The sequence below is a fragment of the Limnoglobus sp. genome, assembly GCF_059499385.1.
The window spans coordinates 1-24,828 of sequence record NZ_JCABYM010000063.1 but is presented as its reverse complement, the minus strand read 5'-3'; the positions used below and the strand labels follow the sequence as shown (position 1 = coordinate 24,828).

The window sequence follows — 24,828 nt, the reverse complement described above, 5'->3', positions numbered from 1 at the left end:
GACCCGCCCGATTATACCGGCGACCGGCGTGGCCGTTCGCAAAAATGAAGCTATCATGAGCGGCTGAGTGAGTCCTCATCTCGGCGATCTCCCCCGAGATTCGTTCTCGTCCGGGACGCGGCGTCTCCTGCCGCTCACCTTCCGAACGCTCACGACCCCGACCCCCTCGCCGGAGCCGTCGCCATGCGCCGCCGTGCCGCGTTTACGCTCATTGAATTGCTCGTCGTCATCGCCATCATCGCCATCCTCATCGGCCTGCTGCTGCCGGCCGTCCAGAAGGTCCGCGAGGCCGCCGCCCGCGCGAAGTGCCTGAACAACCTCAAGCAGCTCGGGCTGGCGATGCACAACTTCGAGTCGGCCCGCGGCGGGTTCCCGTGCGCCCAGGAGGAGCGGACGTTCGGGACGAACAGCTTCGTCAGCTACTGGGGCGTGCAGTTGTTGCCGCACGTCGAGCAGGAGAACGTCCGCACCCAGTACAAGTTCGACCAGCGGTACAACCACTCGTCGAACAAGGCCGTGCTGGCGACGCCGCTGCAACTGATGGTCTGCCCGTCCACCCCGAACCCCGGCCGGACGGGGTCCACGAACTCGTTCGACGAGTCCGGCGTGAAGTACCCGACGGCCCCGGCCGACTACGGCGGGCACTACGGCCCGAACGGCGCGCTGTACGTGACGCGGGCGAACGGCAACCCCGGCCTCGGGTTCATCCCCGGCCAGGCCCCGGCCGAGACGGAGGGGGTGTTCGGGGCCGGGAAGAACCGGTTCGTCAAGGTGACGGAAGTGACCGACGGCACGTCGAACACGCTCGCGCTCGTCGAGTCCGCGGGCCGGCCGGACTTCTGGAAGGCCGGCGTCCTCGACCCGGCGAGCCAGCCGACGGCCGCGAACTGCGCGTGGGCCGTCCCGAACATGTTCGTCGTCGGCGGCTACCAGCCGAACGGCGTCGGCAACGGGCCGTGCATGGTGAACTGCAGCAACAACAACGGCATCTACGCGTTCCACACCGGCCTAGCGAACGTCCTGGCGGCCGACGGGTCGGTCCGGGCGCTGCAGAAGGCCAGCCCGTCGCAGCTGGTCGCCGGGCTGCTCACCCGCATGGGCGGCGAAGTGCTGACGGAGAACTAGCGGCCGACCGGGCGGGCCTTCGGCGGTCTTGTAGGGCGGGTCAAGGCTTTGCGCCGACCCGCCGGGGCCGCGACCACACGGGAGAAATGACGAGGTGGCTGGAGGCGTGGCGGGTCGGCGCAAAGCCTTGACCCGCCCTACAAGACCGGCATCCATCGGAGAACGAATGACGCGCGCGACCTTTTTCCTCGCCCTCCTCCTCGCCGCCCCGGCCGCCGCGCAGGACGAGCCGGCGAAGCGGCTGCCCGCCCGCCCGGAACTCACGGCCGAGAAGTACGCGGCACTCGCGGCGGACCTCCGCCCGCGGTACGCGAAGCCGCCGAAGGAGTGGCCGACGCCGACGCTCGACGCCGGCGTCGAGCACCGCGAACTCGGCCCGCTGCCGGCGGTGACGCACCCGAAGGACAACCCCTACTCGAAGGACAAGGCCGACCTCGGCAAGGCGCTGTTCTTCGACGGCCGGCTGTCCGGCACGGGGCAAGCGGCGTGCGCCAGTTGCCACGACCCGGACCTGGCGTGGGCCGACGGCCGCACCACGTCGTTCGGCCACGACCGCAAGCAGCTCAAGCGGAACGCCCCGAGCGTGCTCAACGCCGCATTCTTCCCGTCGCTGTTCTGGGACGGCCGGGCCGCCACGCTGGAGGACCAGGCGAAGGCCGTCCTCGCGAACAAGGACGAGATGCGGGCCGACGAGAAGACGCTCGTTGCCCGCCTCGAACAGCGGGCCGGCTACCCGGAGCTGTTCGCGAAGGCGTTCGGCGACAAGGCCGTGACGCTCGACCGCACGGCCCAGGCGATCGCGTGCTTCGAGCGCACCCTCGTCGGCGGCAAGAGCCGGTTCGACGCGTTCCTGTCCGGGAAGGCCGAGTCGCTGACGGATTCGGAAGTCCGCGGGCTGCACCTGTTCCGCACGGACGCCCGGTGCTTGAACTGCCACAACGGGCCGACGTTCTCGGACGGGAAGTTCCACGAGGTCGGGCTGAGCTACTACGGCCGGGAGCTGGAAGACCTCGGCCGGTTCCGGGCGACGAAGGCGGCGAAGGACGTGGGGGCGTTCCGGACGCCGTCGCTGCGGAACGTCGGCCGGACCGCGCCGTACATGCACAACGGGCTGTTCGAGCTGGTCGGCGTGCTGCGGATGTACACCGCCGGGATGCCGACGGTCCGGCGGAAGGCGGACCAGAAGGACGACCCGAACTTCCCGGCGAAGTCGCCGCTGCTGAAGTCGCTCGGGCTGAACAAGCAGGACCTGGCCGACCTGGAGGCGTTCCTGCACGCGCTCGACGAGCCGATCCGCCGCGTCCGGCCGCCGGCGATCAGCGCGCCGTGAGTCAGTCGATCAGCCCGGCCGCCTCGGCGCGGAGCCGCTTCAGCACCCGCGACTTCGCCTGGAGCACGGCCGCCTCGGACACGCCGCACGCCTCCGCCACCCGCGCCGCCGGGTGGCCGTCCACCGCGAACCGGCGGAACAGCTCCCACGTCCCGGCCGCGAAGTCCGGCCGCACCACCTGTAACAGCCGCTCGAAGACGTGCCGGTCGTGGTCGCGGTCCCACTGCCGCGTCAGGTCGCTGTTCGGGTCTTCGAGTTGGTCTGGCGCGTCGTCGGCCGCGGCCGGCCGCTTCCGCCGCCAGTTCCGGACCTGGTTGACGGCCAACTGCCGCAGCCACGCCCGGAACGCGCCGTCCCGGTGCCGCTCGAACGCCGGCAGCTTCCGGAGGACGACGACCCAGACCTCTTGCGTGAGGTCGTCGGCGTCGGCGGCCGGCACGCCGAGCTTGCCGAGCCAATGGCGGACGAGCGGGACGTAGATGTCGTGCAACTGCCGCCAGTCCGCGTCCGGCGGGCCGGGCCGCTTCAACCGCTCCAACAAACTCGGCGACGTGGTGGCGACGGCAGGCCCCCGGTGACGGTACGATCATGGTAGGGCCGGGACCGGCGGCCATTTCTGCTGACGGCCGCGGAGCGGGCCGTTATGCTAATGTGTCTCCCGGTTCACCTTCCTCCCCGTTGCCAGGACGCCCCATGTTCCGCCTTTGGATGCCCGCCGCCCTCGCCCTCGCCGCGGCGACCGCGGCCCACGCCCAGCCGGGCGGGCTGCCGGCGGACAGGTTGAAGGCGCTGAAGGCCGCGACCGTGTTCGTGAAGGTCGGCGTGAACGGGTACAACAGCTCCGGGTCCGGGTTCGTCGTCCACGCCGGCAAGGGGTACGGCCTGGTCGTGACGAACGACCACGTCGTCACCCCGCCGGCGTCGCTCGCCGTCAACCGGTCGCCGTTCTCCGTCAACCCGTTCCCCCGAGACACGCCCCCGGTCATCCGGGTGGTGTTCCACAGCGGCACGGCGGCGGAGTGGGCGGCCGACGCGGAGGTCGTGTACAAGGACTGGGAGGCGGACCTGGCGCTGCTGAGGGTGACGGCCGCCAAGCCGATCCCGGACCCGCTCCCGCTGGCCGGGGCGGACCGCGTCCCGGAAACGACGCCGGTGTTCGTGTGCGGGTTCCCGTTCGGCGAGGCGCTGGCGGAAGGGGCGAAGAACCCGGAGCTGTCGATCGGGGCGGCGAGCGTGTCCAGCAACCGGACCGACGACAAGGGCGAGGTCGCGACGGTGCAGCTGAACGGCGCGGTGAACCCCGGCAACAGCGGCGGCCCGGTCGTCACCCAGGACGGCAAGCTCGTCGGCGTCGCCGTCAGCGCCATCCGCGGGGCCGGCCTCGGGTTCGCCGTCCCGGCCGCGAAGGTCCGGGCCGTCGTGAAGGACGTTCACGCCACGCCGCCGGCCGTCACCGTCGAGGGCACGCCCCCGAAACTCCGCGTGGCGTTCACCGTGACCGACGCGCACGACTTGTTGAAGGTCCTGGAGGTCCAAGTCGCCGCCGCCCCGGACCGGCAGCCGCCCGAGCGGGTGTACGAGCTGCCGAAGGCCGTGTGGGTCAAGCCGACCGCCGCGGGGGACGGCAAGTACACGGCCGCCCTGCCGGTCCCGGACGGGTCGCACTTCTGGTACCAGCTCCGGATGACGTTCGCCGACGGCAAGTCGTACCTGCTGCCCGCGGTCCGGGTCGCCCGGCGGGCCGCGGAGGGCGGGCACACGGTCTTCTCCGCCCTCGGCCGGGACCGCGGGCACGACGGGCTGACCGGGAACCTGAACGAGGAGCTGCCGCCGGTGGCCACGCTGCTCGGCCCGCCGCCGGCCGGCGTCGCGGACGTGGCCGACCTGGACCGGCGGGCGGCGGAGGTCGTGGGCAAGGAGTTCACGACGGACATCCTGTCCGTCGGCGTGGACAAGTGGCACCACGTGCGGGACGGGGCGTTGTTGACCGCCTTCGACGGGGACGGGGGCGGGTTGGCGAAGTTGCAGTTCGTGCTCGACCATGCGGTGCGGTCGAAGCTCGACGCGGCCGGCGTGAAGCAGTGCCGGCTCGCGTTCCGGGCGCGGGGGAAGGTGCGGTACGGCGGCGACGCCAACCGGCTACAGTTCGTCGTCGAGGACCTGAGCCTGCTCGACCTGACGGGCAAGCCGGTGACGACGTTCAGGCGGGAGGCGGCGGCCAAGGAGTACGCGGCCCCACTGCCGGGCCAGAAGTCCCCGGTGGACGTGGCGGCGGAGCGGAACTTCTACAAGTCGCTGCTCGACTCCCCCCACGACCGGGTCAACGGGCGGGTCGAGTACACGCTCCTCGTCACCGAGGTCCGCGACGAGACCGTGTCGGTCGGCGGGAAGCCCGTGCCGCTCAAGCGGCTGGTGGCCAAGAACCTGCTCGGCGAGCCGCTCGATGCGTTGAAGCTGTACGTCCGGCCGGAGACGGGGGCCAAGATCGCGAAGGTATTGCCGGCGGGCGGGCCGGGGCTGAGCGCGCGGCTCAAGTACCGGATGGTCCGGTACGAGCGGAAGGCGTTCCTGTGTTCCGTGACCGAGTTCCGGTCGGACGACGGGTTGTTCGGGGACGACGGCCCGGAGCTGCTCCCGCCGGGGGCGAAGTACGACTCGCGGGCCCAGGAGCAGGCCGACCGGGAGGCCGACGCCCAGGCCGAGAACTTGCGGATGCTGCGGACCGACCCGGCCGGGCGGATCGGCATGACCACGACGTTCCGCCTGGTCGTCACCGGCCTGACGGACGTGGTACTCAAGACCGGAAAATGGGACCAGACGTTCCCCATGCTGTCGGTGGCGGACGCGGACGGCGTGCCGATCACGGACCTGAAGTTCTACCTGCGGCCGGAGCACGGCCAACGGCTGCGGGACTTCCTCAGGGACGTGGGCAAGGACCGCCACCTGATGAAGGTGACGTTCGCCGCCCGGCGGATCGACCCCGCAACTAAGGCGGTCGAGTGCGCCGTGTCCGGCCTCGCCGCGGTGGACGAAACCCGGTTCGTTGCGTGGATCGCCAACGACCACAGATCGCCCGACCTGTCCGGGTACGAGCGGGATGAGGAGGAAAAGAAAAAGGCCCTCATCCCGCTGGTCATCGAACAACCCCTGCCGGAGCGGGACACGACCACCCGCGACGCGGTCATGTGGGCCATCGTGGCGGCGATCTTGGCCGGCTGCGGCGCGCTCGCGTGGTTCGGGCTGCGGACCCCGGCGAAGCGGCCGACGAAGCGCGGCCGCGGCCGCGCCGTCGCCCGCCGCGACCTCGACGACGACGAGCGGCCCCGCCGCCGACGGTAGCGGGCCGCCGGGAGGCGGGGCTGGACGCCGGCTGGTGCGGCCGCCTACTGATGGAACGCCCTCTCGTTCGGAGCCGCCGATGCGCCGTGCCCTCCCGCTGGTGGTCGTCTTCCTCGCCGCCGCCGACTACCCGCAGTTCCGCGGGCCGGCCGGCACCGGCGTCGCGCCGGCCGCCGACCCGCCGCTGTCCTGGTCCGACAAAGAGAACCTCGCCTGGACGGCGAAGCTCCCCGGCACCGGGTGGGCGCAGCCGGTCGTCGTCGGGAACACGGTGTTCGTCACCGCCGCCGTCGGCGAGAAGTTGGCGCGGCCGAAGGACATGGAGGCCGGCGTCCGGGACCCCGGCAGCATCCCGCTCCCGTTCCTCGGGTCGAAGCCGCCGGACACGACGGTGAAGTGGCAGCTCCTCGCCTACGCCGCGGACACCGGCAAACCCCTGTGGGCGAAGACCGTCGTGGAGGGGAAGCCGAAGTTCGCCATCCACCCCTCGAACACCTACGCGACGGAGACGCCGTGCGCCGACGCCGACCGGGTGTACGCGTACTTCGGCGCGACCGGCACGCTCGCCGCCTACGACCACGCCGGCAACCAGAAGTGGAAGGTCGAACTCGGCGCGTACCCCTACGCCAACGGGTTCGGCAGCGGCAGCTCGCCGGCGCTGTTCGACGGCCTCGTGTACGTGGCCTGCTTCAACGAGAAGAAGGCGTTCCTGGCGGCGTTCGACGCGACGACCGGGGACGAGCGGTGGCGGCAGCCGCGGGAGAAGCCGGGGTCCGCGTGGGCGTCCCCGCTGGTGTGGCGGAACTCGAAGCGGACGGAAATCATCGCGGCCGGGGACAAGCTGGTGACCGCCCACGACCCGAAGACCGGGAGCGAGCTGTGGCGGGTCGGCGGGATCGACACGGCGTTCGCCCCGTCCCCGGCGGCCGACGGCGACCGGCTCTTGCTCGGGGCCAGCTCGCCGTTCAGCGCGTCCCCGCTGTTCGCCGTCACGGCCGGGGCGAATGGGGACATCACGCTCAAGAAGGGCGAGACGGCCAACGCGTTCGTCGCGTGGTCCCGGAACAAGGGCGGCGTCGGCATGTCGTCCCCGCTGGCGGCCGGCGGCTACCTGTACATCCCCGGCGAGGGGACGGTCGTGTGCGTGGACGCGGCGACCGGCAAGGAGAAGTACAAGGAGCGGCTGTCGAAGGGGAAGATGGTGACGGCCTCCCCGGTGCTGGTCGGGGACAAGATTCTCATCCTGGACGAAGCCGGGAAGGCGACGTGGTTGAAGGCCGGCCCGGCCTTCGAGGTCGTCGGGACGGGCGAGCTGAAGGACACGTTCTGGGCGTCCCCGGCGGTGGCCGGCGACCGCGTCTACCTCCGCGGCGTGGACGCCCTGTACTGCGTCAAAAAGCCGTGACCGAGGATAGATCGGACACGCGGTCGGGGGCGTACCCGCTTTTTCCGGCCCGATAGTTTGTCAACCCCGTTACGAAATCCCGACGCGCCCCGCGAAATCCGGTTCAAGCTGGGCAAGCTGTTCCGCCGATAACGGGAGAACCGATTGGTGCGCCTCCCTATTCGTGCTTCGGGGTCGTCATGCCCGGATTGGCTCAAGGTCGTTCCCGTCCGCGGTGGGTCCGCCGCCTCCTGCTCGCCGGCCTCGTCGCCGCCCTCGGCGGCTGCACCCGCCAGCACTTCCGCGAGCGGGCGGACAAGGACGTGGCCGGCGTCCTCACCCAGAAGAACGTCTTCCCGGACTGGAAGATCGAGAACTGGTTCGTCTACCCGCACCCGAAATCCCGCGCCGCCCTCCCGGCCTGCCCGGACCACCCGCCGTACCCGCCGGACGACTACGCCGCCCACCTGCTCTCCCCGAACCCGCAGAAGCCCCAGAAGAAGTACGGGGCCGGCCGGACCGAGGGGCAGGAGTACCTCAAGCAGATCGAACTCTGGGACGCCGAGAACCGGTCGGCCACCCCGGAGGAACCGCAAACGCCGGTCGTGGACCGGTACGCCCCGGACAAGGGGGCCGACGCCGCGCGGGGGGCCGCCGTCGGCGGGTTCGCCGCCGCGCCGTCCGGCGACGCGGCCGTCAAACCCGTCGGCGGGTTCGACTTCGCGTTCAAGACGGAGGAGCGGCCGTACCGCCTGACGCTCGAGCAGGCGGTCGAGCTGGCCCTGTTCAACAGCCGCGAGTTCCAGGACCGGCGGGAGGACCTGTACCTCAGCGCGCTGCCGGTCACGGCGGAGCGGTTCAGCTTCGCCGCCCAGGCGTTCGCGTCCGAAACGGCCGTCCGCGAGTTCGCCGGCCGGGAGCGGGGCGACGCCGGCAACCGGTGGCGGCTCGCCACCGAGGCCGGCATCTCCAAGCTCTTCCCGACCGGGGCGACGCTCCTGTTCCGGTTCGCCAACCAGGTCGTCCTCGACCTCACCAGCCCGCGGCCGGACATCGCCATCTCGAACCTGTCGCTGACGTTCATCCAGCCGCTGCTCCGCGGCGGCGGGTTCGCCGTCACCCTCGAAGCGCTGACGCAGGCCGAGCGGACGCTCCTGTACGCGATCCGGTCCTACGCCCGGTTCCGCAAGGTGTTCTACGTCGCCATCGCCGGGACCGGGGATTACACGAACAACCCCTACGGCCTCCAGGGCCTCGCGGCCAACCTCGGCCGGGCCATCGGCAACAACCTGACCGCCCCCACGTCCGGCTTCCAACCGGTCATCCTCCGGGCCGCCACGCTGGAGAACGAGAAGAAGAACCTCGCCGCCCTCGACCAGATTTTGAAGCTCTACCTGAACCTGAAGGAGGGCGGCGTCGTCTCGGACCTGCAAGTCGTCCGCGTCGAGTTGCAGTACCTCCAGAGCCAGTCGCGGCTCCTGGACAGCAACCGCCAGTACCTCGACCAGCTCGACAACTTCAAGCTCCAGCTCGGCGTGCCGACGAACCTGCCGATCGAACTCGACGACGGCCCGCTGCGGCCGATGAAGAATCAGGTGAGGCGGATCGAGCAGGTGTACGACCAGCTCCTCCAGGTCCAGGCCGAGGCCGGAAAGTACGACCCGGCGGAACAACCGGCGCGATACCGGCAACGGTGGAACGCGCTCCTCACGGAATCCGCGCTCGTCAAGGACAAGCCGTTCGCCAAGAAGTTCCCGGAGCGGATGGCGGAACTCGCCAAGCTGGCCGATGACAACTTGAAAAAGTGGATCGACGAGCTGGTCGAGAAGCGGCGGAAGCTGCTCGACGAGCGGGCCGACCGGCAGAAGAACCGGCAGCCCGAGCCGGCCGAGACGGAGGCCGTCCTGACCGGGATCGACGACGCCATCGACTACGCCCGGTTCGAGCAGGCGCTGCGGCGGTTCGAGGCCGAGCCGTGGCTGCGGCTGCCGATGGACCGGCAGGCCGGGCTGCGGGCGGCGCTGTTCCGGTCCGCCCTGGACGCCGGCACGCTCGTCGCCCTGACCGCCCGGAACCAGCGGCTGGACGAGATCCGCGAGGCGTGGCCGGCGCTACCGCCGATCGTCGTGGACGACGCCGATCTCATGAAGCTCTCATTGGACGAGGCTAGCACTAAGGTAGCCCAGACGGCGCTGAACAACCGGCTCGACCTGATGAACGCCCGCGCCCAGGTGGTCGATTCGTACCGCCAGATCGCGGTCCGGGCGAACGCCCTGCAGGGGTTCCTGGACGTGCAGTACGACCTGAACACGGCCACCCCGACCGGGGACAACGAGGCGTTCGCGTTCGCCGGCAGCCGCACCCGCCACGCCCTGACGCTGCGGGCCGAGCCGCCGTTCGTCCGCCGGGTCGAGCGGAACAACTACCGGGCGTCGCTGATCTCCTACCAGCGGCAGCGGCGGACGCTCATGGCGTTCGAGGACAACATCATAAACGACTGCCGGGCGGACTTGCGGCAGTTGCGTTCCCTGGCGGAGACGTATAAAGTTCAACAACGCTCCGTCGAACTCGCGTTCGCCCAGGTGGACAACGCCCGGTCCACCCTGCTGGCCCCCCCCGACCCGACGGCCCGCGAGGCGGCCGGCAGTTCGGCCGCCCTCACCGAGCAACTGCTGCAAGCCCAGAACCAACTGCTGCAGGCCCAGACGGCCCTGTACACCGGGTGGATCAACTACCTGAACACCCGGATGAACCTGTACCTCGACCTAGAGCTGCTCCCACTCGACACCCGAGGGTTATGGACTGATGACCTCCCCCAACCCCAGCCCCCGGCCGCCCCGTAGCCCGTCCCGCCCCCGGTCCGCCCGGTGGACCACGCTCCTGCTCGTCCTGCCGCTCGTCGTCGGCCTCGCCGGGGCCGGGTACGTGTTCATGTTCATGAAGGGGTCCGCCGGCAGCCGCCCGGACCTCATCCTCCACAAGGTCAAGCTCGAACCGCTCCCGGTGTCCGTCGTCGGCAAGGGGGCGCTCGAGTCCGCCGACAACCGCGACATCATCTGCAAGGTCAAGGCCGGGTCGAAGGGGACGTTCTCCAGCACCATCCGGTGGGTCATCGACGACGGGTCGCTCGTCGCGAAGGGGCAACTCCTCCTCGAGCTGGACGACTCCGCCCTGGAGGAGTCCCGCAAGCTCCAGAGCATCGCCGTCGAGAAGGCCCGCGCCGAGTGGGTGAAGGCGGACAAGGACTACCTGATCCAGTTGAAGGACAACGAGTCCTTGATCGTCGCCGCCCAGGCCGCGCTGCGGGTCGCCGAGCTGGACCTCGACAAGTTCATCGGCCTGCGGATGGAGCCGTCGCTCAACCCGTTCGGCGCGCTCGCCGGGGCGCAGGCCACGGTCATGGAGAAGGGCGAGTACCGGCAGAAGCTCGACGACGTGTCCGCCCGGCGGAAGGCGGCCGAGTCCGACCTGGAGGCGTACCGCGAGCGGTCCGCGTGGGCCGACCGCAGCGCCAAGCTCGGCTACCTGACGCAGAGCCAGTCGAAGGTCGAGCAGGCCAAGCTGAGCGGGGCGGAAGACGCGTTCGAGAAGCTCCAGAAGGAGCAGTACATCCTGGAGAACTTCCTCCGGGAGAAGGACCTGACGGACCTGAAGTCCAAGTGGGACGTGGCGAAGATCAACCTGGAGAAGGCGCTCCAGACGGCCGACGCGAAGACCGCCCAGGCCGAGTCCGAGCGGCGGACGAAGCTGTCCGTGTACAACCGGGAGGAGGACCGGCTGACGGAGATCGAGGAGCAGGTCCGGGAGTGCAAGATTTACGCCCCGCAGGACGGCATGGTCGTCTACTACAAGGCCGAGCAGGGGCGGAGCAGCAGCGGCCAGCAGCTCATCGCCGTCGGCGAGCAGGTGCGGGAAGGCCAGAAGCTGATGCGGATCCCGGACCTCCGCCGGATGCAGGTGAACACCCGCGTCCACGAGGCGCAGGTCGGCCGCATCCGCGGGGACGACCGCCAGCCGACGCACATGCTCGACTTCCTCCGGATCGGCATGATGACCGGCCCGGACCCGCTCGCCCGGCTGTTCGGCCAGTCCGAGCAGTCCCTCGGCATGGTCCGGGAGCAGGTCCGGGACAAGGAGTACGAGATCCGGCGGGAGGGCCACCGGGCGACCGTCCGGGTGGACGCGTTCCCGGACCGGGTGTTCGCCGCGCGGGTGCGGACGGTGGCGGCCGTGGCCCAGCAGGCGGACTGGTTCAGCAGCGACGTGAAGCTGTACCCGACGCAGGTGCTGATTACCGAGAGCGTGGTCGGGCTAAAGCCGGACATGAACGCGGAGGTGACGATCCACATCGACGACGCGATCGAGCCGGTGCTGGCGGTTCCGCTGCAGGCGGTCGTGGGCGGGGCGGAGAGCGGGCCGAAGCGGACGGTGTACGTGATGACGGCGGCCGGCCCGGTCGAGCGGGAGGTGAAGCTCGGCAAGTTCAACGACGCGATGATCGAGGTCCAGTCCGGCGTGGCCGAGGGCGAGGAAGTGATCGTGAACCCGAAGGCCGTGGCCGGCGACAAGGCGAAGACGGCCGAGGTCGGGAACGGCAACGGCGCTCGCCCGAAGGGCGAGGGCGGCGCGCCCGGCGAGGGCAAGAAGGGCGGCGGCGAGGGCAAGAAGAAGGGCGGCGGCATGCCCGGCGGCCCGCCGGGCGGCGGGATGCCGAAGGGACCGCCGGGGCCGCAGACGTGACGCCCCGACTTCCGAAGTCCGGCTTCGACTTCGGAAGTCGATCCCGCGCGGGAACCTTCACCCGTACCTGCAACCGCCCTTCTTCCCCCTCGACTTCCGAAGTCGAAGCCGGACTTCGGAAGTCAGGTTGCTCGATCCACACCCCGGACGCACCATGCCCGCCATCGTCGAAGTCGTGGACCTCTACAAGGACTACTTCCTCGAAGGACACGTCCCGGTCCACGTCCTGAAGGGGCTGAACCTCGCGTTCGACGAGGGCGACTTCGTCGCCCTCATGGGGCCGTCCGGGTCCGGCAAGTCCACCCTCATGAACATCCTCGGCTGCCTCGACCGGCCGACCGACGGCCGCTACCTGCTCAACGGCGAGGACGTGGCCCGCATGTCCGACGACCAGCTGTCGGAAATCCGCAGCACGTACCTCGGGTTCATCTTCCAGGCGTACAACCTCTTGCCGCAGTACACGGTCGTCGAGAACGTCGAGCTGCCGCTCGTCTACCAGGGGGTGAAGCTCGACCAGAAGACGAAGGACCGGTGCATCGCCCTCGCGGAGATGGTCGGCCTCGGCGAGCGGCTCGACCACCGGCCGCTGCAACTGTCCGGCGGCCAGCAGCAGCGGGTGGCCATCGCCCGGAGTTTGGTGAACGACCCGCACGTCATCCTGGCCGACGAGCCGACCGGGAACCTGGACAGCCGGACGAGCGTGGAGATCATGCAGATGCTCCAGGAGCTGAACCGGGCCGGCAAGACGATCATCATGGTGACGCACGAGAACGACATCGCCGCGTGGGCGCGGCGGGTGGTCCGCCTCCGCGACGGCGTCGTCGAGTCCGACGTGCGGAACGACGAGTCGCCGGTCCTGGTGGCGGCGCACTGATCGAACAGCCGCCCTATATAGCCGCCGGCTTGCCGGCGGGGTTTCGGGGGTCGTGAAACCCCGCCGGCAAGCCGGCGGCTATATGAAAAACGAATCGCCGGGTACTGTTTTCTTTGGTCCGCGAATCATGAACATCAACGACATCCCCCCGGCCCCCGTCCCGGTCCGCGGCGGCGGCAGCGGGTTCGGCGTCTTCAAGCTCGCCCGCGCCGTGGCCCTCGCCGTCCGCAGCCTCTGGCTGCACAAGCTCCGGTCGCTGTTGTCCGTCCTCGGCATCGTCATCGGGACCAGCTCCGTCATCGCGCTCATGGCGTTCGGCGAAGGCTCCATGAAGGACGCCCTCGACGACATCAAGCGGCAGGGGGCGACGAACATCGTCGTCCGCAGCGTCAAGCCGCCGGACGACTCGTCCACCACGAACACCCGGTCGTTCGTCGCCGCCTACGGCCTCGACTCCCGCGACGTGGCCCGGTTCCAGACGTTCGGCAAGACGATCTCCGTGATGATCCCGATGCGGGTGTTCCCGAGCGAGGTCCGCTACCTCGAGCGGATGCACAACGCCCGGCTCGTGGCCACGACCCCGCCCTACGCGGACGTGAACAAGCTCCCGATCGCCCGCGGCCGGTTCCTGACGCAGGACGACGAGGACAACCGGATCAACAACACCGTCCTCGGGTCGGCGACGGCCGACAAGCTGTTCCCGTTCGAGGACCCGATGGGCAAGACCGTCTTCTGCCGCGGGGACAAGTACCTCGTCGTCGGCGTCGCCGCCGAGCGGATGCCGACCGGCGGGACCGGCGGGAGCCAGGCGGCCGAGGATTACAACCACGACATGTACATCCCGCTGAGCACGTGCAACCAGTACATCGGCGGGAAGATTTCGATCCGCTCGGCCGGCAGCCGGTCGGCGGAGGCGGTCGAGATCAGCCAGGTGACGATGACCGTGGACGCGGAGGTGGACACCCCCGCCGGCCGGAAGACGGTCAAGGCCATCGGCGACCAGATCAAGCGGCTGTTGGAGAAGCACCACGAGAAGAAGGACTGGGCCGTCACCGTCCCGCTCGACCGGCTGGAGGACGCGGAGCGGCAGCAGGAGCGGTTCACGTCGTTGCTCGTGCTGATCGCGTCGATCTCGCTGCTCGTCGGCGGGATCGGGATCATGAACATCATGCTGGCGACGGTGACGGAGCGGACCCGCGAGATCGGCATCCGCCGCGCGCTCGGCGCGAAGCAGCGGGACATCACGGCGCAATTCCTGGTCGAGGCGACGGTGCAAACGACCGTCGGCGGGCTGATCGGCGTCCTCGTCGGGCTGTTCCTGGTGTTCGTCGTCCCGGTCGCGCCCGGCGGCCTGGCCTGGGTGGCCGACAAGGCGACGCTTGCCGAGTGGGCGGCGTACCTGCGGTCGGTGAAGCTGCCGGCCCAGGTGAACGTGCCGTCCGTGTTCCTGGCCGTCGGCGTGTCCGTCGGCGTCGGCGTGCTGTTCGGCTGGTATCCCGCGAGGCGGGCGGCGAAGCTCGACCCGATCGAGGCGCTTCGGCACACAGCCTAAGGCGAACGGCACAGCGTAAGCGTGCCGGTGTAGGGGGCGGGGGCACACACCGGCACGCTTACGCCGTGCCGTTCGCCGGTCGCTACAATTCCCTCCATGGCCACCACCGCACAAAAGACCGTCCCCGTCACCGTCCTCACCGGGTTCCTCGGGGCCGGGAAGACGACGCTCCTCAACCACATCCTCACCGCCAACCACGGCAAGAAGATCGCCGTCATCGAGAACGAGTTCGGCGAGGTCGGCGTGGACCAGGACCTCGTGATCTCCTCCGACGAGGAAATCTTCGAGATGAACAACGGGTGCATCTGCTGCACCGTCCGCGGCGACCTCATCCGCATCCTCGGCAACCTGATGAAGCGGCGGGACAAGTTCGACTACGTGCTGGTCGAGACGACCGGCCTCGCCGACCCCGGCCCGGTCGCGCAGACGTTCTTCGCCGACGACGAGGTCCGGGCGAGCACCCGGCTGGACGGCATCGTCACCGTCGTGGACGCGAAGCACGCGAGCCAGCAGCTCGGCCGCTCGAAGGAGGTGACGGAGCAGATCGCGTTCGCCGACGTGATCCTGCTGAACAAGACCGACCTCGTGACGCCGGCGGAGCTGGACAAACTTGAGCATCGGATTCATCACATGAACGCGGTGGCGAAGGTCTACCGCACCAGCCGCGGCGTCATCGACATGGACAAGATTCTGAACGTCGGCGGGTTCAACCTCGACCGCGTGCTGGAGTTCGAGCCGGACTTTTTGAAGGACGAGAAGCACGAGCATCACCATCACGAACACGGCGAGCACTGCGGCGAAGACTGCGGCCACGAGCATCACCATCACCACGAGGAGCCGCGGCACGACGAGGAGGTGTCGTCCGTCGGGATCGTGGTGGAGGGGAACTTGCAGATCAAGAAGTTCAACGAGTGGATTTCAACGCTGCTCCAGACGAAGGGGCAAGACATCTACCGGATGAAGGGCATCCTGAGCATCAAGGGCGACCCGAACCGGCACGTCTTCCAGGGCGTCCACATGCAGCTCGACGCGGAGCCGAGCAAGCCGTGGGCGGCGAACGAGCCGCGGGTGAACAAGCTCGTGTTCATCGGCAAGAACCTGAACCGTGAGGAGCTGACCGGCGGGTTCAAGGGGTGTTTGGCTTCATAGTAGTAGGCACACTCCGTGTGCCGTCTGCCGAGCGTCGCAGCGGCTCCCACGAACTCACCGATACGCCGAGGAGACGGCACACGGAGTGTGCCTACTACTATTTAGATGCCCCCGAAACCCGCCGACAACCGCCTCCGCCGGGCCTGGCTCGCCAGCGTGCCGGACCACGTCGTCGGCCTCGCGTGGTCGCCGACCGGCCGCCACCTCGCCGCCGCCGCCGTCAGCGGGCCGGTCCACGTCTTCGACACCGCCACCGGCAAGCTCGCCGTCGCCCTGACCGGCCACGCCTTCGGCACGATGGCCGTCGCGTGGAAGCCGACCGGCGAACTCCTCGCCACCGCCGGGCAGGACGGCAAGGTCCGCGTCTGGGACGCGACCCTCTGGCAGGAGCGGGCCGCCCTCGACGGCGGGGCCGCGTGGGTCGAGCGGCTCGCGTTCTCGCCGGACGGCGCGTTCCTCGCGGCCGCGGCCGGAAAGAAGGTCCGCGTCTGGGACGCGGCCGGGGACCTCGTCCGCGAGTTCGCCAACCACCAGTCCACCGTCTCGGACCTCGCGTGGCGGGGGTCGCAACTGTCCGTCGCGGCCTACGGCGGCGTGCGGCTGTACGACCTCGCCGACGGCGAAACGAAGCTCGAATTCGCGTGGAAGGGGTCGCCGCTCGCGATCGCGTGGTCGCCGAACGGGGCGATGCTCGCGCACGGCAACCAGGACGCGACGATCCACTTCTGGTACACGGCCCGGCCGACGCAGCCCCTTCAAATGAGCGGGTACGCCACGAAGGTCCGCGAGCTGTCGTGGGACTACTCGTCGCGGTATCTCGCGTGCGGCGGCAGCCCGGCGGCGTGCGTGTGGGACTGCGGCGGGGCCGGGCCGGAGGGGTCGAAGCCGGCGATGCTGAAGGGGCACGACGGCCCGCTGACGGCCGTGGCGTGGCAGCGGCGGGGCTTCCTGCTGGCGTCCGCCGGCCCGGAGGGTCTGGTCAACCTGTGGCAGCCGGCGAACAAGAAGGGCCAACTCGTCGGCGGCGACATGGGGGCGGCGGCCGCGTCCGCGGCCGCGTGGTCGCCGGACGACAAGCTCCTCGCCGCCGGCGGCGACGACGGCACGGTGCGGGTGTTGAAGGTGAGCTGAGAAGGACAAACGCTGACATCGGAGGGCGCGGGATGAGAATCTATGTCCGTGCTTTCGCTGGGTTTATCGTCTTGGCGGGCTTCGGGCTACTCGTTGCCAGCTACTTGAATGGGGACCGGGTCCTCCTCTGGATCGGTGTCGCGTGTCTGTTGCCTGCCGTCATTCTTGACGAAAGTGGGTGGTGGGGTTTGAACCTCGTCAAGAATCGAGAAGCGGTCGAGCGACGTTGAACTTTCCGTGCCACCGCATCACAGGCTTCGCGTCGCCCGCTTGCAGATGCGATCCGTCGCCGGGTGGTTGTTCGCGTCCTTCCGCCAGCGGGCGACCAGCTCCCTGACCCACGCCGGCTGGCCCTTCGCCGCGTCGTTCAGCCAGTTCGCCACCGAGTCCTGCACGTACTTCTCCGGGTCGGCCTTCAGCGGCTCGAGCAGCGGCAGCCCGAGCGCCGGGTTCTGCTTCATCTGCTCCAAGTGCGCCGACCAGACGCCGCGGGGCCGGGTCGATTCGACCGCGAACCGCCGTAGGAACGGCGACGCCTCGGCCGTCCACGGCCCGAGCGCGGCGACGGCGTGCGAGACGTTCATGCGGAAGTGCGGCCGCAGCGGCAGCCACGCCCACTCGCGGACGCCGAAGTGCGGGTCGTCGGCCAGCGGGCGGACGAGGTCGAGCCGCCGCTTCAGCTTCAACTTCGGGGCGAGGCCGATCGCGAAGCACGCCCACCCGCGGACGGTGTCCGACGGGTGCGCGACGAATCGCTCCAACCCGTCGAGGCCGAACTGCTCGAGGAGGATCGCGCCAGCCGTCTCCATCCGCCGGGTGACGCCGAGGTCGGCCGCGCCCTGCATGATCGCGTGCAGTTCGTCCGGCAACTCCGGCACGGCGGCGCGGAGCAGTTGCGCGTAGTCGATGGCCAGCCCCTCCGCGAGGGTGGCCGTTTCGAGCGTGCCGGCGTTGAGTTGGGCGAGCACGTCGGCCGGGATGCCGGCACGGGTGGCGGAACCTTTTCGGGTGGGCATGGGGTCGGTTGAGTATGTGTCATGCGGCCGGGGGGACGAGTCGCTGCTCGGAACACGTTCGCTCGTACGTGGCTTGCAGTTCGACCGGCAGGCAGAGGCCGCCGCGGAGCCACAGGGGCATCGTCGGTAGCGGCCGGCCGACGGCCAACACTTCCTGCCACACGTCGAGCGACGGCGTGCCGTCCCGGTCCACCGGCCGGTACGCGGCCGAGTACAGGTTGGCCGGCCGCGGCGGTTCTGTCGAACCGAGCCGGGCCAAGAGGTCGGCGTGCAGGTCGGCCGCGCGCTCGGTGACTACGTCCACGATCACCACCCCGACCCCGGCTTGCAGGTAGGCGGCGCACTTCGACACGAACGCCTCGCGGTTGGCCGGCCGGTCCTTGTTCGCCGGGCTGACCAGCTCGACGGCCCCTGCCAACGTCGGCCCGCCGCTACGGCTGAAGATGCCGACCTCCACGACCGGCCCGGCCAGGGTCACGGGCACGGTCCGGGTCGGCGGCGGCGGAACCCAGTTCAACCCGACGGGCGTGACCGGAGCGCCGTCGGCGAACGCGGCCACATCGATCTCGATGCCGAACTGGACGTTCGCCTCCGCGAAGTACCCGTCCGGCAGCCGGGCGTTGAGCTGCGAGGAGATGTACGTCGCCCACGAGTTGTGGAACGCGTGCCAGTGCCGGCGGTCGCTCAGCGGCGGGCGGAAGTGGTCGAGCAAGGACATCGGCGGCTCCGGGGGTGGTGTCACGATATCACACTCCTCAAGTGCGCTCCACCAGCACGGCGACGGCGTTGCCGCCGCCGAGGCAGAGCGCCGCCACGCCGTACCGCACCTGCCGGGCGTGCAGCGCATGCACCAGCGTCGTCAGCACCCGCGCCCCACTCGCGCCGATCGGGTGGCCGAGCGCGATCGCCCCGCCGTTCACGTTCACCCGCCCCTCGTCGATCCCCAGCCCCTTCGCGCAGCCGAGCATCTGCGAGGCGAACGCCTCGTTCAGCTCGAACAGGTCGATCTCCGCCAGCGGGACCACGGCCGCGAGCTTCTTCACGGCCGCCACCGGCGCGAGGAAGATGTCCCTCGGCGCGACGCCGCTCGTCGCCGTCGCGAGGATTTTCGCCAGCGGCTTCAGCTGAAACTTCCGCACGGCCGCGTCGCCCGCCACGACGACGGCCGCCGCCCCGTCGGAGAGCTGCGAGGCGTTCCCGGCCGTCACCGTGCCGTCCGGCTTGAACGCCGGCTTCAGCTTCGCCAGGCTCTCGACCGTCGAATCGGGACGGACGCCTTCGTCCTTGTTGATCGTCGCCTTCGCCGCTTGGACCGGCAGCACCTCGGCCGCGAACGCGCCGCTCGCCCACGCCGCGGCGGCCCGCCGGTGGCTCTGCGCGGAGAAGCGGTCCTGTTCGGCTCGTGTGAGGCCGCAGGCCGCGGCCGTGTGCTCGGCGGCGTTGCCCATCGGCCAGTTCTCGAACGCGCACCAGAGGCCGTCGCGGACGAGCGCGTCCACCGCCGTTTGGTCGCCGTACTTGTACCCGCCGCGGACGTTTGGTAGCAGGAACGGCGCGCGGCTCATGCTCTCCATCCCGCCCGCGATCACGACCTGCGCGTCGCCGCAACGAATGGCTTGATCGGCGAGCATGACGGCCTTCAGTCCGGACCCGCAGACCATGTTCGTGGTGTGCGCGTTGATCGTGTCCGGCAGCCCGGCCGCGAGCGCAGCTTGTCGCGCCGGGTTCTGCCCGCACCCGGCCTGGACGACGTGGCCCAGGATGACTTCATCGACGGCGGCCGGCGACACGTTCGCGCGGCTCATCGCTTCCTTCACGACGAGGCCGCCGAGCTGAGGGGCGGGGAACTCCGCGAGGCCGCCGAGGAACTTGCCGATCGGCGTGCGGACGGCGGACACGATGAACGAATTCATGGCTGCACCCGCGGGAACGGACGGGGGAGTTGGCCTACACTAATTCTATCCCGGCACGCCGGTCGCCGACCCATAGTAGTAGGCACACTCCGTGTGCCGTTTGCTGCCGGTCGCAGCGGCCCGGACGAACGCCCCGCGACCGACAGGAGACGGCACACGGAGTGTGCCTACTAGTATTGTCATGGCACTGCTCGTCACGGAAGCCCTCACGAAAGACTACGGCCGCTTCCGCGCCCTCGACGGGCTGGACCTCCGCATCGCGCCGGGCGAGGTCGTCGGCCTCCTCGGGCCGAACGGGTCCGGCAAATCGACCGCCCTCCGCATGGTCCTCGGGTTCATGCGGCCCACCGCCGGCCGCGCGACCGTCGCCGACTTCGACTGCTGGTCGCAGTCGGTGGAAGTCCGCAAGCGGATCGCGTACCTGCCCGGCGAGCTGCGGCTGTACGAGAACATGACCGGCCGGCAGCTCGTCACGTTCCTCGGCAAGCTCCGCGGCGAGTTGCCAGGGCTGGAAGTCGATCAACTCGCGAAGCGGCTGGACATCGACGTGGACAAGCCGCTCACGCAAATGTCCAGCGGCATGAAGCGGAAGGTCGCGCTGTTGGCCGTGCTCGTGCCGAAGGTTCCGCTCATCATTTTGGACGAGCCGACGAACACCCTCGACCCGACGATGCGGGACGAACTGCTGGAGCAACTGCGGATCGCGAAGGAGCAGGGGAAGGCGGTGTTGTTCTCGTCGCACGTTCTGCAAGAGGTGGAAGCCGTGTGCGACCGCGTCGTCATCCTGCGGAAGGGCCGCCTCGTCCACGAGCAGTGCATGACCGACCTCCGCGACGGCCGCCACGTCACGGCGGCCCTGACCGGCCCGCCGCCGGCCGCCGGCCCGGACGGGGCGGCGATGGTCGTGGCCGACGGCACGCTCGACCTGGAGTACCGCGGGCCGCTGCCGGTGCTGCTGGAGTGGCTGGCGAAGCAGCCGCTGGCGAACCTGAAGGTCGAGCCGATGGGCTTGGGGCCGATCTACCACAAGTACCACGGGAACGGGTGACCCCCTATATAGCCGCCGGCTTGCCGGCGGAGTTTTTCGCACCCCCAAGCCCCGCCGGCAAGCCGGCGGCTATATGAAGAAAGGCCACGCATGACGCTCACGCTCGTTCGGAAGCTGCTCCGCGACGTTCGCTGGCCTCTCCTCGTCGTCGCGCTGTTGCTGTTCGGGTTCTCGCTGCTCTGGGTGAAGGTCGCCCAGCGGGTGACGACCGAGATCGCGCCGTTCTTCAACGGCCTCGCGATGGTCAGCAAGATCAACCCGAAGCTGTTCGAGGAGGTCGTGTTCAAGGGGCCGGGCAAGGTGTCGCAGTCCGTCCTCGGCGGCGGGGACATCAAGTTCGAGCGGCCCACCGACTTCCTGTCCGTCGAGCTGATGCACCCGGTGGTACTGATGCTCGTGTCCATCTGGGCCGTCGGCCGGGCGGCCGGGGCGGTCGCCGGGGAACTCGACCGCGGCACGATGGAACTGCTGCTGTCGCAGCCGGTCCCGCGGAACCGGCTGATCCTCGCGCACCTGATCGCCGACGCCGTCGTCATCCCGGTCCTGTGCGTCAGCATCTGGGCCGGCACGCAGGCCGGGCTGGCGGTGGTCGGGCCGTTCGCCGTGGACTACTCGATCCTGGACAAGCTGCCGAAGGGGCCGGGCGGCCTCGCGCTGCCGAGGGGGCCGGACGAACTCGACGTGGACGTGGCCCGGCAGCCGCACGCGATCCTGAACCTGGCGGCGCTCGCGTTCGCCGTCAGCGGGTTGACGCTGGCCGTGTCCGCGATGAACCGCAGCCGGTGGCGGGCGATCGGCATCGCCGTGGTGGTCGTGATGACGATGTTCATCGTGAACGTGCTCGGCCAGCTGTGGGAGGGGGCCGCGTTCCTCCGCCCGGCGAGCGTCTTCTTCTACTACCAACCGCAGCGGGTGTGGCTGCGGGAGGACTGGCTCGTGAACCTCGGCGAGGTGTGGGACGGCGGGCCGAACGTGCCGATGCTCGCGGTGCTGGCCGGCGTCGGGGCGGTCGGGTACTTGGTGGCGCTGCGGGTGTTCACGCGAAGGGATTTGCCCGCGCCGCTGTGAGCGGACGCCAATGCTTGTGGAACCCGGAGCGGAAGCGACGGGGTGTTGCGCAACACCCCGTCGCTTCCGCTCCGGGTTCCACAAAAACCGGCCGTCGCGACGCTCGGCACGTTCCTCAATAATGGGCCGTCTTACGACGCCGCGGACACGATCCGCGGGGAGGCCACGCCGGTCGCGCCGCACGTCAGCCGGGCGCGGCCCTCGTCGGCCCGTTCCACGATCGTCACGCTGAACACGCCGTCCGCCGTCGCGAACGCCACGTCCGCCAGCGCCCGGCCGCCGACCACGTTCATCTCCACGTCCCGGCCGGTCGTGACCATCGGCAGCGACAGGTAGCACGGCGGCTTGAACAGCGCCTTCAGGTTCCCGCCGATCATGTTCACCAGCTCGCCGATCGCGTCGTACAGGTGCGTCGGGGTGACGGCCGCCGGGTCGATCGAGAACATCGTCGCCGTCGCGCGGGCGGCGACCGCGGACGGGAGCACGAGCATGACCGCCCCCCGCCACGCGCCGGTGATGTGGACGGAACTCGTGAACGGGTTCGCGTCGCCCGGCCCGCGGTCGGCCGTCGGCGTCGCCGCCTGGCCCAACACGAGCGACCAAATTTCTTGCGTGAACTGCACCACGTCGCTCACGTCCACACTCATGATCGCCCCCCGCCGGTCGGCAGAATGATCTGGGACGGCCTGGCCCCCAGCGCCACGTACTTGCTCCCGGCCGAAGCCGCGGCCCGCGGCCGGTACGTCACCGTCGGGCCGGTCGGGACGCGGTCGTACCCGTTGTCGATGTTCATCGTCGTCTCCGCCCCGCCGAGGAACAGGTAGCCGTCCGGCCGCAGCACCCGCCGCACTTTATCGAGGATCGCCCGCTTCGTGTCCAGGTCGAAGTAGATCAGCACGTTCCGCATCAGCACCACGTCGCACGGCGGGATCGCGGCGAACGGGTCGAGCAGGTTGAACGGCCGGAACTCCACCATCGCCTTGATGTCGTCGCGCACGGCCCACCCGACGCCGTGCGGCTTGAAGTACTTCCGCAGGTACTCCGGCGGCAACCCGCGGTGGACCTCCCAGGGGGTGTAGAGGCCGGCCCGCGCTTGGTCGAGAACTTGCGTGGAAATGTCCGTGGCCAAGAGCCGCACCGTCCACCCGGCCAGCTGCGGGGCGAAGTGCTCCTTGAGCAGCATCGCCAGCGAGTACGGCTCCTGCCCGGCGGCCGCGGCGGCACACCAGACCGTCAGCCGCCGCTCGACCGCCCGCTTCCGCAGCAGGTCCGGGACGACCACGGCCCGGACGCCGTCGAACGGGTGCTGGTCGCGGAAGAACGACGTTTCGTTCGTCGTCAGCGCCTCGACGACCTTCTCGTGATACCGACTCTTGCCCGGCGTGCCCTTCATCTCGGTGAGGATCTGCGAGCAGTCGGTCAGCCCTTCTTTCTTCGCCAGGGCCGCGAGCCGGGCGTCGATGAGGTAGCCCTTCGCCTCCTCCAGCACGATGCCGGAAGTCTGGTGGACGACGGACCGGACGAGGTCGTGGTCGAGCTTGCTCAGCGGGCCGGCCATGTCACGCGCCCCCCGTGACGGCGGGCTGCCTCACCCGGCCGACGGCGACGGCGGCGACCACCGCGTCCGCCATCCGGTGCAGCGGTAGCACGCGGTGGGCCAGCCCGGCGTTCGCCACGAAACCGGGCATTCCCCAGACGACGCTCGTTTCCTCGTCCTGCGCGAACACGACGCCGCGGGCGGCGTGGAGCGCTTCCGCCCCGCGGAGGCCGTCCTTCCCCATCCCCGTCAGCACGATCCCGAGCGCCTCGCCGGGGTACGCCTCGGCCAGCGAGCGGAACATGACATCGACCGACGGCCGGCAGCAGTTCTCCGGCGGCTGCCGGGTCAGCCGGACCGTCACGCCGAAGCGGGTGCGGGCGAACGTCAGGTGGTGGTCGCCAGGGGCGATCAGCACGACGCCGGGTTCGAGCGGGTCGCCGGTCGCGGCCTCGAACACCGGGTAGCCCGTGCGGGCCGCCAGCCCCTCGGCGAGCAGCCGGGTGAACGTCGGCGGCATGTGCTGCGTCACGACGATGGGGACCGGCAGTTCGAGCGGCAACGTGGCGAGCAGCTCCGTGAGCGCCGCCGGGCCGCCGGTCGAGGCCCCGATGCCGACGACCCCGATCCGCCGGGCCGCGGCTTCTCGCTGAATCCGCAACACCGACCGGGCCGACCGCGGCTTCGGGGCGACGAGGCCGGCCGTCGCCTCCGGCCGGCGGGCGAAGATTTTGATCCGCGGCAGCAGTTCGTCCCGGACGTGCTGCATGGCGGCGGCCACGTTCGCCACGCTCGTCGGCTTCGTCACGTAGTCGTTCGCCCCGCGGTTGAGGGCGTCGAGCGTCGTCGCCGCCCCGCGCTCGGTCTGCGAGCTGAACATGATGACCGGCAGCTTCGGGTGCGTGCGGCGGAGTTCGGTGAGCGCCGCCAGCCCGTCCATGTCCGGCATCTCGACGTCCAGGACGACGACGTCCGGGTTCAGTTGCGCGACGCGGCTGAGGCCGACGCGGCCGTTCGCCGCGACGCCGACGACCTCCAGCATCGGGTCGCCGCCGACGGCGTCGCCGACCAGCTTGCGGACCACGACCGAGTCGTCGCAGATGAGGACGCGAATCTTGCTCATGGCCCGTTACCGCGCCACCGGGGTGAGGTGTTCGAGCTTGGCCAGCAGCGTTTCCTTGCTGAACGGCTTCATGACGTAGGCGTTCGCCCCGGCCTGCATGGCGGTGGCGACCTGCGCGATCTCGATCTCGGTCGTGACCATCATGATGGCGACGTTCGCGAACGCCGGATTCGCCCGGACCTTCTGGACGAACTCCAGGCCGTTCATGACCGGCATGTTCCAGTCCACGGCCACGAGGTCGAAGTCCGGCGTCGCGGCGAGCTTCTCGTAGGCGTCCAGCCCGTGGCCGGCCTCGGCCGTCTCGTGGCCGAGCTGCTTGAAGATGTTCGCGACGATGCTCCGCATCGCCCGCGAGTCGTCCACGATGAGCACTTTCATCCGGTCCCTCCCGTCGGTTGTCGGTCGAATGTCGTTCGTGTAGGTCGGGTCGAGGCTTTCCGAGGCCCGACTCTTGTTCCCTCCCCCCTTGGGGGGGAGGGAATAAAGCCATGAGCCGCAA

The 24,828-nt window shown here is 69.9% G+C and carries 20 protein-coding genes; 12 read left to right on the top strand and 8 right to left on the bottom strand.

Annotated elements, in window-relative coordinates:
* Positions 1-183 precede the first annotated feature (183 nt).
* Together AC5JJ2_RS11615 and AC5JJ2_RS11610 are read left to right on the top strand one after the other, a co-directional pair.
* Positions 184-1,125 (top strand): DUF1559 domain-containing protein, encoded by a 942-nt coding sequence (locus tag AC5JJ2_RS11615; protein ID WP_495858152.1) that lies wholly within the window; start codon positions 184-186, stop codon positions 1,123-1,125.
* A 166-nt stretch (positions 1,126-1,291) separates the two neighbouring features.
* Entirely contained in the window at positions 1,292-2,455 is a 1,164-nt protein-coding gene (locus AC5JJ2_RS11610; RefSeq protein WP_495858151.1) for a cytochrome-c peroxidase, read from the top strand.
* Position 2,456: 1 nt separating this feature from the next.
* Here AC5JJ2_RS11610 and AC5JJ2_RS11605 read toward each other — a convergent pair whose 3' ends face one another.
* Entirely contained in the window at positions 2,457-2,996 is a 540-nt protein-coding gene (locus tag AC5JJ2_RS11605; RefSeq protein WP_495858150.1) for an RNA polymerase sigma factor, read from the bottom strand.
* A gap of 152 nt (positions 2,997-3,148) precedes the next feature.
* On the opposite strand from AC5JJ2_RS11605, the gene AC5JJ2_RS11600 reads away from it, so the two are divergent.
* The 8 genes from AC5JJ2_RS11600 to AC5JJ2_RS11565 all read left to right on the top strand — a co-directional run bounded on the left by AC5JJ2_RS11600 (position 3,149) and on the right by AC5JJ2_RS11565 (position 16,624).
* Positions 3,149-5,794 carry a S1C family serine protease gene (locus AC5JJ2_RS11600; RefSeq protein WP_495858149.1) on the top strand — a complete coding sequence of 882 codons (2,646 nt, stop codon included), beginning with the start codon at positions 3,149-3,151 and terminating at the stop codon, positions 5,792-5,794.
* A 79-nt stretch (positions 5,795-5,873) separates the two neighbouring features.
* Positions 5,874-7,199 (top strand): outer membrane protein assembly factor BamB family protein, encoded by a 1,326-nt coding sequence (locus tag AC5JJ2_RS11595; RefSeq protein WP_495858148.1) that lies wholly within the window; start codon positions 5,874-5,876, stop codon positions 7,197-7,199.
* 179 nt (positions 7,200-7,378) lie between these two features.
* Positions 7,379-10,021 (top strand): hypothetical protein, encoded by a 2,643-nt coding sequence (locus AC5JJ2_RS11590; RefSeq protein ID WP_495858147.1) that lies wholly within the window; start codon positions 7,379-7,381, stop codon positions 10,019-10,021.
* The gene (locus AC5JJ2_RS11585) at positions 9,984-11,918 is read left to right on the top strand and encodes a hypothetical protein (protein WP_495858146.1); all 1,935 of its coding nucleotides are present in this window, start codon (positions 9,984-9,986) and stop codon (positions 11,916-11,918) included. Before AC5JJ2_RS11590 ends, AC5JJ2_RS11585 begins: the two co-directional genes overlap by 38 nt.
* Positions 11,919-12,072: 154 nt before the next feature.
* Entirely contained in the window at positions 12,073-12,792 is a 720-nt protein-coding gene (locus AC5JJ2_RS11580) for an ABC transporter ATP-binding protein (protein WP_495858145.1), read from the top strand.
* A 127-nt stretch (positions 12,793-12,919) separates the two neighbouring features.
* Complete coding sequence (locus AC5JJ2_RS11575; protein ID WP_495858144.1) at positions 12,920-14,344, top strand: ABC transporter permease; 1,425 nt, start codon at positions 12,920-12,922, stop codon at positions 14,342-14,344.
* A 96-nt stretch (positions 14,345-14,440) separates the two neighbouring features.
* Positions 14,441-15,493, top strand: coding sequence for a CobW family GTP-binding protein (locus AC5JJ2_RS11570; protein WP_495858143.1), 1,053 nt, complete (start codon positions 14,441-14,443; stop codon positions 15,491-15,493).
* 105 nt (positions 15,494-15,598) lie between these two features.
* Complete coding sequence (locus AC5JJ2_RS11565; RefSeq protein WP_495858142.1) at positions 15,599-16,624, top strand: WD40 repeat domain-containing protein; 1,026 nt, start codon at positions 15,599-15,601, stop codon at positions 16,622-16,624.
* 248 nt (positions 16,625-16,872) lie between these two features.
* Here the strand turns inward: AC5JJ2_RS11565 and AC5JJ2_RS11560 are convergent, their stop codons facing one another.
* From AC5JJ2_RS11560 to AC5JJ2_RS11550, 3 genes are read right to left on the bottom strand one after another with little or no spacing between them, the layout of a single operon-like run.
* A complete protein-coding gene (locus AC5JJ2_RS11560; protein ID WP_495858141.1) occupies positions 16,873-17,640 on the bottom strand; it encodes a DNA alkylation repair protein in 768 nt (255 codons plus the stop codon).
* 19 nt (positions 17,641-17,659) lie between these two features.
* Positions 17,660-18,382: a DUF4058 domain-containing protein gene (locus tag AC5JJ2_RS11555; protein WP_495858140.1), complete on the bottom strand. Its 723-nt coding sequence runs from the start codon at positions 18,380-18,382 to the stop codon at positions 17,660-17,662.
* Positions 18,383-18,395: 13 nt separating this feature from the next.
* Positions 18,396-19,553 (bottom strand): acetyl-CoA C-acyltransferase, encoded by a 1,158-nt coding sequence (locus tag AC5JJ2_RS11550; protein ID WP_495858139.1) that lies wholly within the window; start codon positions 19,551-19,553, stop codon positions 18,396-18,398.
* Positions 19,554-19,734: 181 nt separating this feature from the next.
* On the opposite strand from AC5JJ2_RS11550, the gene AC5JJ2_RS11545 reads away from it, so the two are divergent.
* The gene (locus AC5JJ2_RS11545) at positions 19,735-20,601 is read left to right on the top strand and encodes an ABC transporter ATP-binding protein (protein WP_495858138.1); all 867 of its coding nucleotides are present in this window, start codon (positions 19,735-19,737) and stop codon (positions 20,599-20,601) included.
* Positions 20,602-20,691: 90 nt separating this feature from the next.
* Positions 20,692-21,669 (top strand): ABC transporter permease subunit, encoded by a 978-nt coding sequence (locus AC5JJ2_RS11540; RefSeq protein WP_495858137.1) that lies wholly within the window; start codon positions 20,692-20,694, stop codon positions 21,667-21,669.
* Between the two features lie 131 nt (positions 21,670-21,800).
* Here the strand turns inward: AC5JJ2_RS11540 and AC5JJ2_RS11535 are convergent, their stop codons facing one another.
* The 4 genes from AC5JJ2_RS11535 to AC5JJ2_RS11520 are packed head-to-tail and all read right to left on the bottom strand — an operon-like array spanning position 21,801 to position 24,707.
* Positions 21,801-22,316, bottom strand: a complete 516-nt coding sequence (locus AC5JJ2_RS11535; RefSeq protein WP_495858136.1) for a chemotaxis protein CheX — start codon at positions 22,314-22,316, stop codon at positions 21,801-21,803.
* Positions 22,313-23,227, bottom strand: a complete 915-nt coding sequence (locus AC5JJ2_RS11530; protein ID WP_495858135.1) for a CheR family methyltransferase — start codon at positions 23,225-23,227, stop codon at positions 22,313-22,315. The genes AC5JJ2_RS11535 and AC5JJ2_RS11530 overlap by 4 nt, the downstream gene beginning before the upstream one ends.
* Position 23,228: 1 nt before the next feature.
* Positions 23,229-24,329, bottom strand: coding sequence for a protein-glutamate methylesterase/protein-glutamine glutaminase (locus tag AC5JJ2_RS11525; RefSeq protein ID WP_495858134.1), 1,101 nt, complete (start codon positions 24,327-24,329; stop codon positions 23,229-23,231).
* A gap of 6 nt (positions 24,330-24,335) precedes the next feature.
* The gene (locus tag AC5JJ2_RS11520; protein WP_495858133.1) at positions 24,336-24,707 is read right to left on the bottom strand and encodes a response regulator; all 372 of its coding nucleotides are present in this window, start codon (positions 24,705-24,707) and stop codon (positions 24,336-24,338) included.
* Positions 24,708-24,828 lie beyond the last annotated feature (121 nt).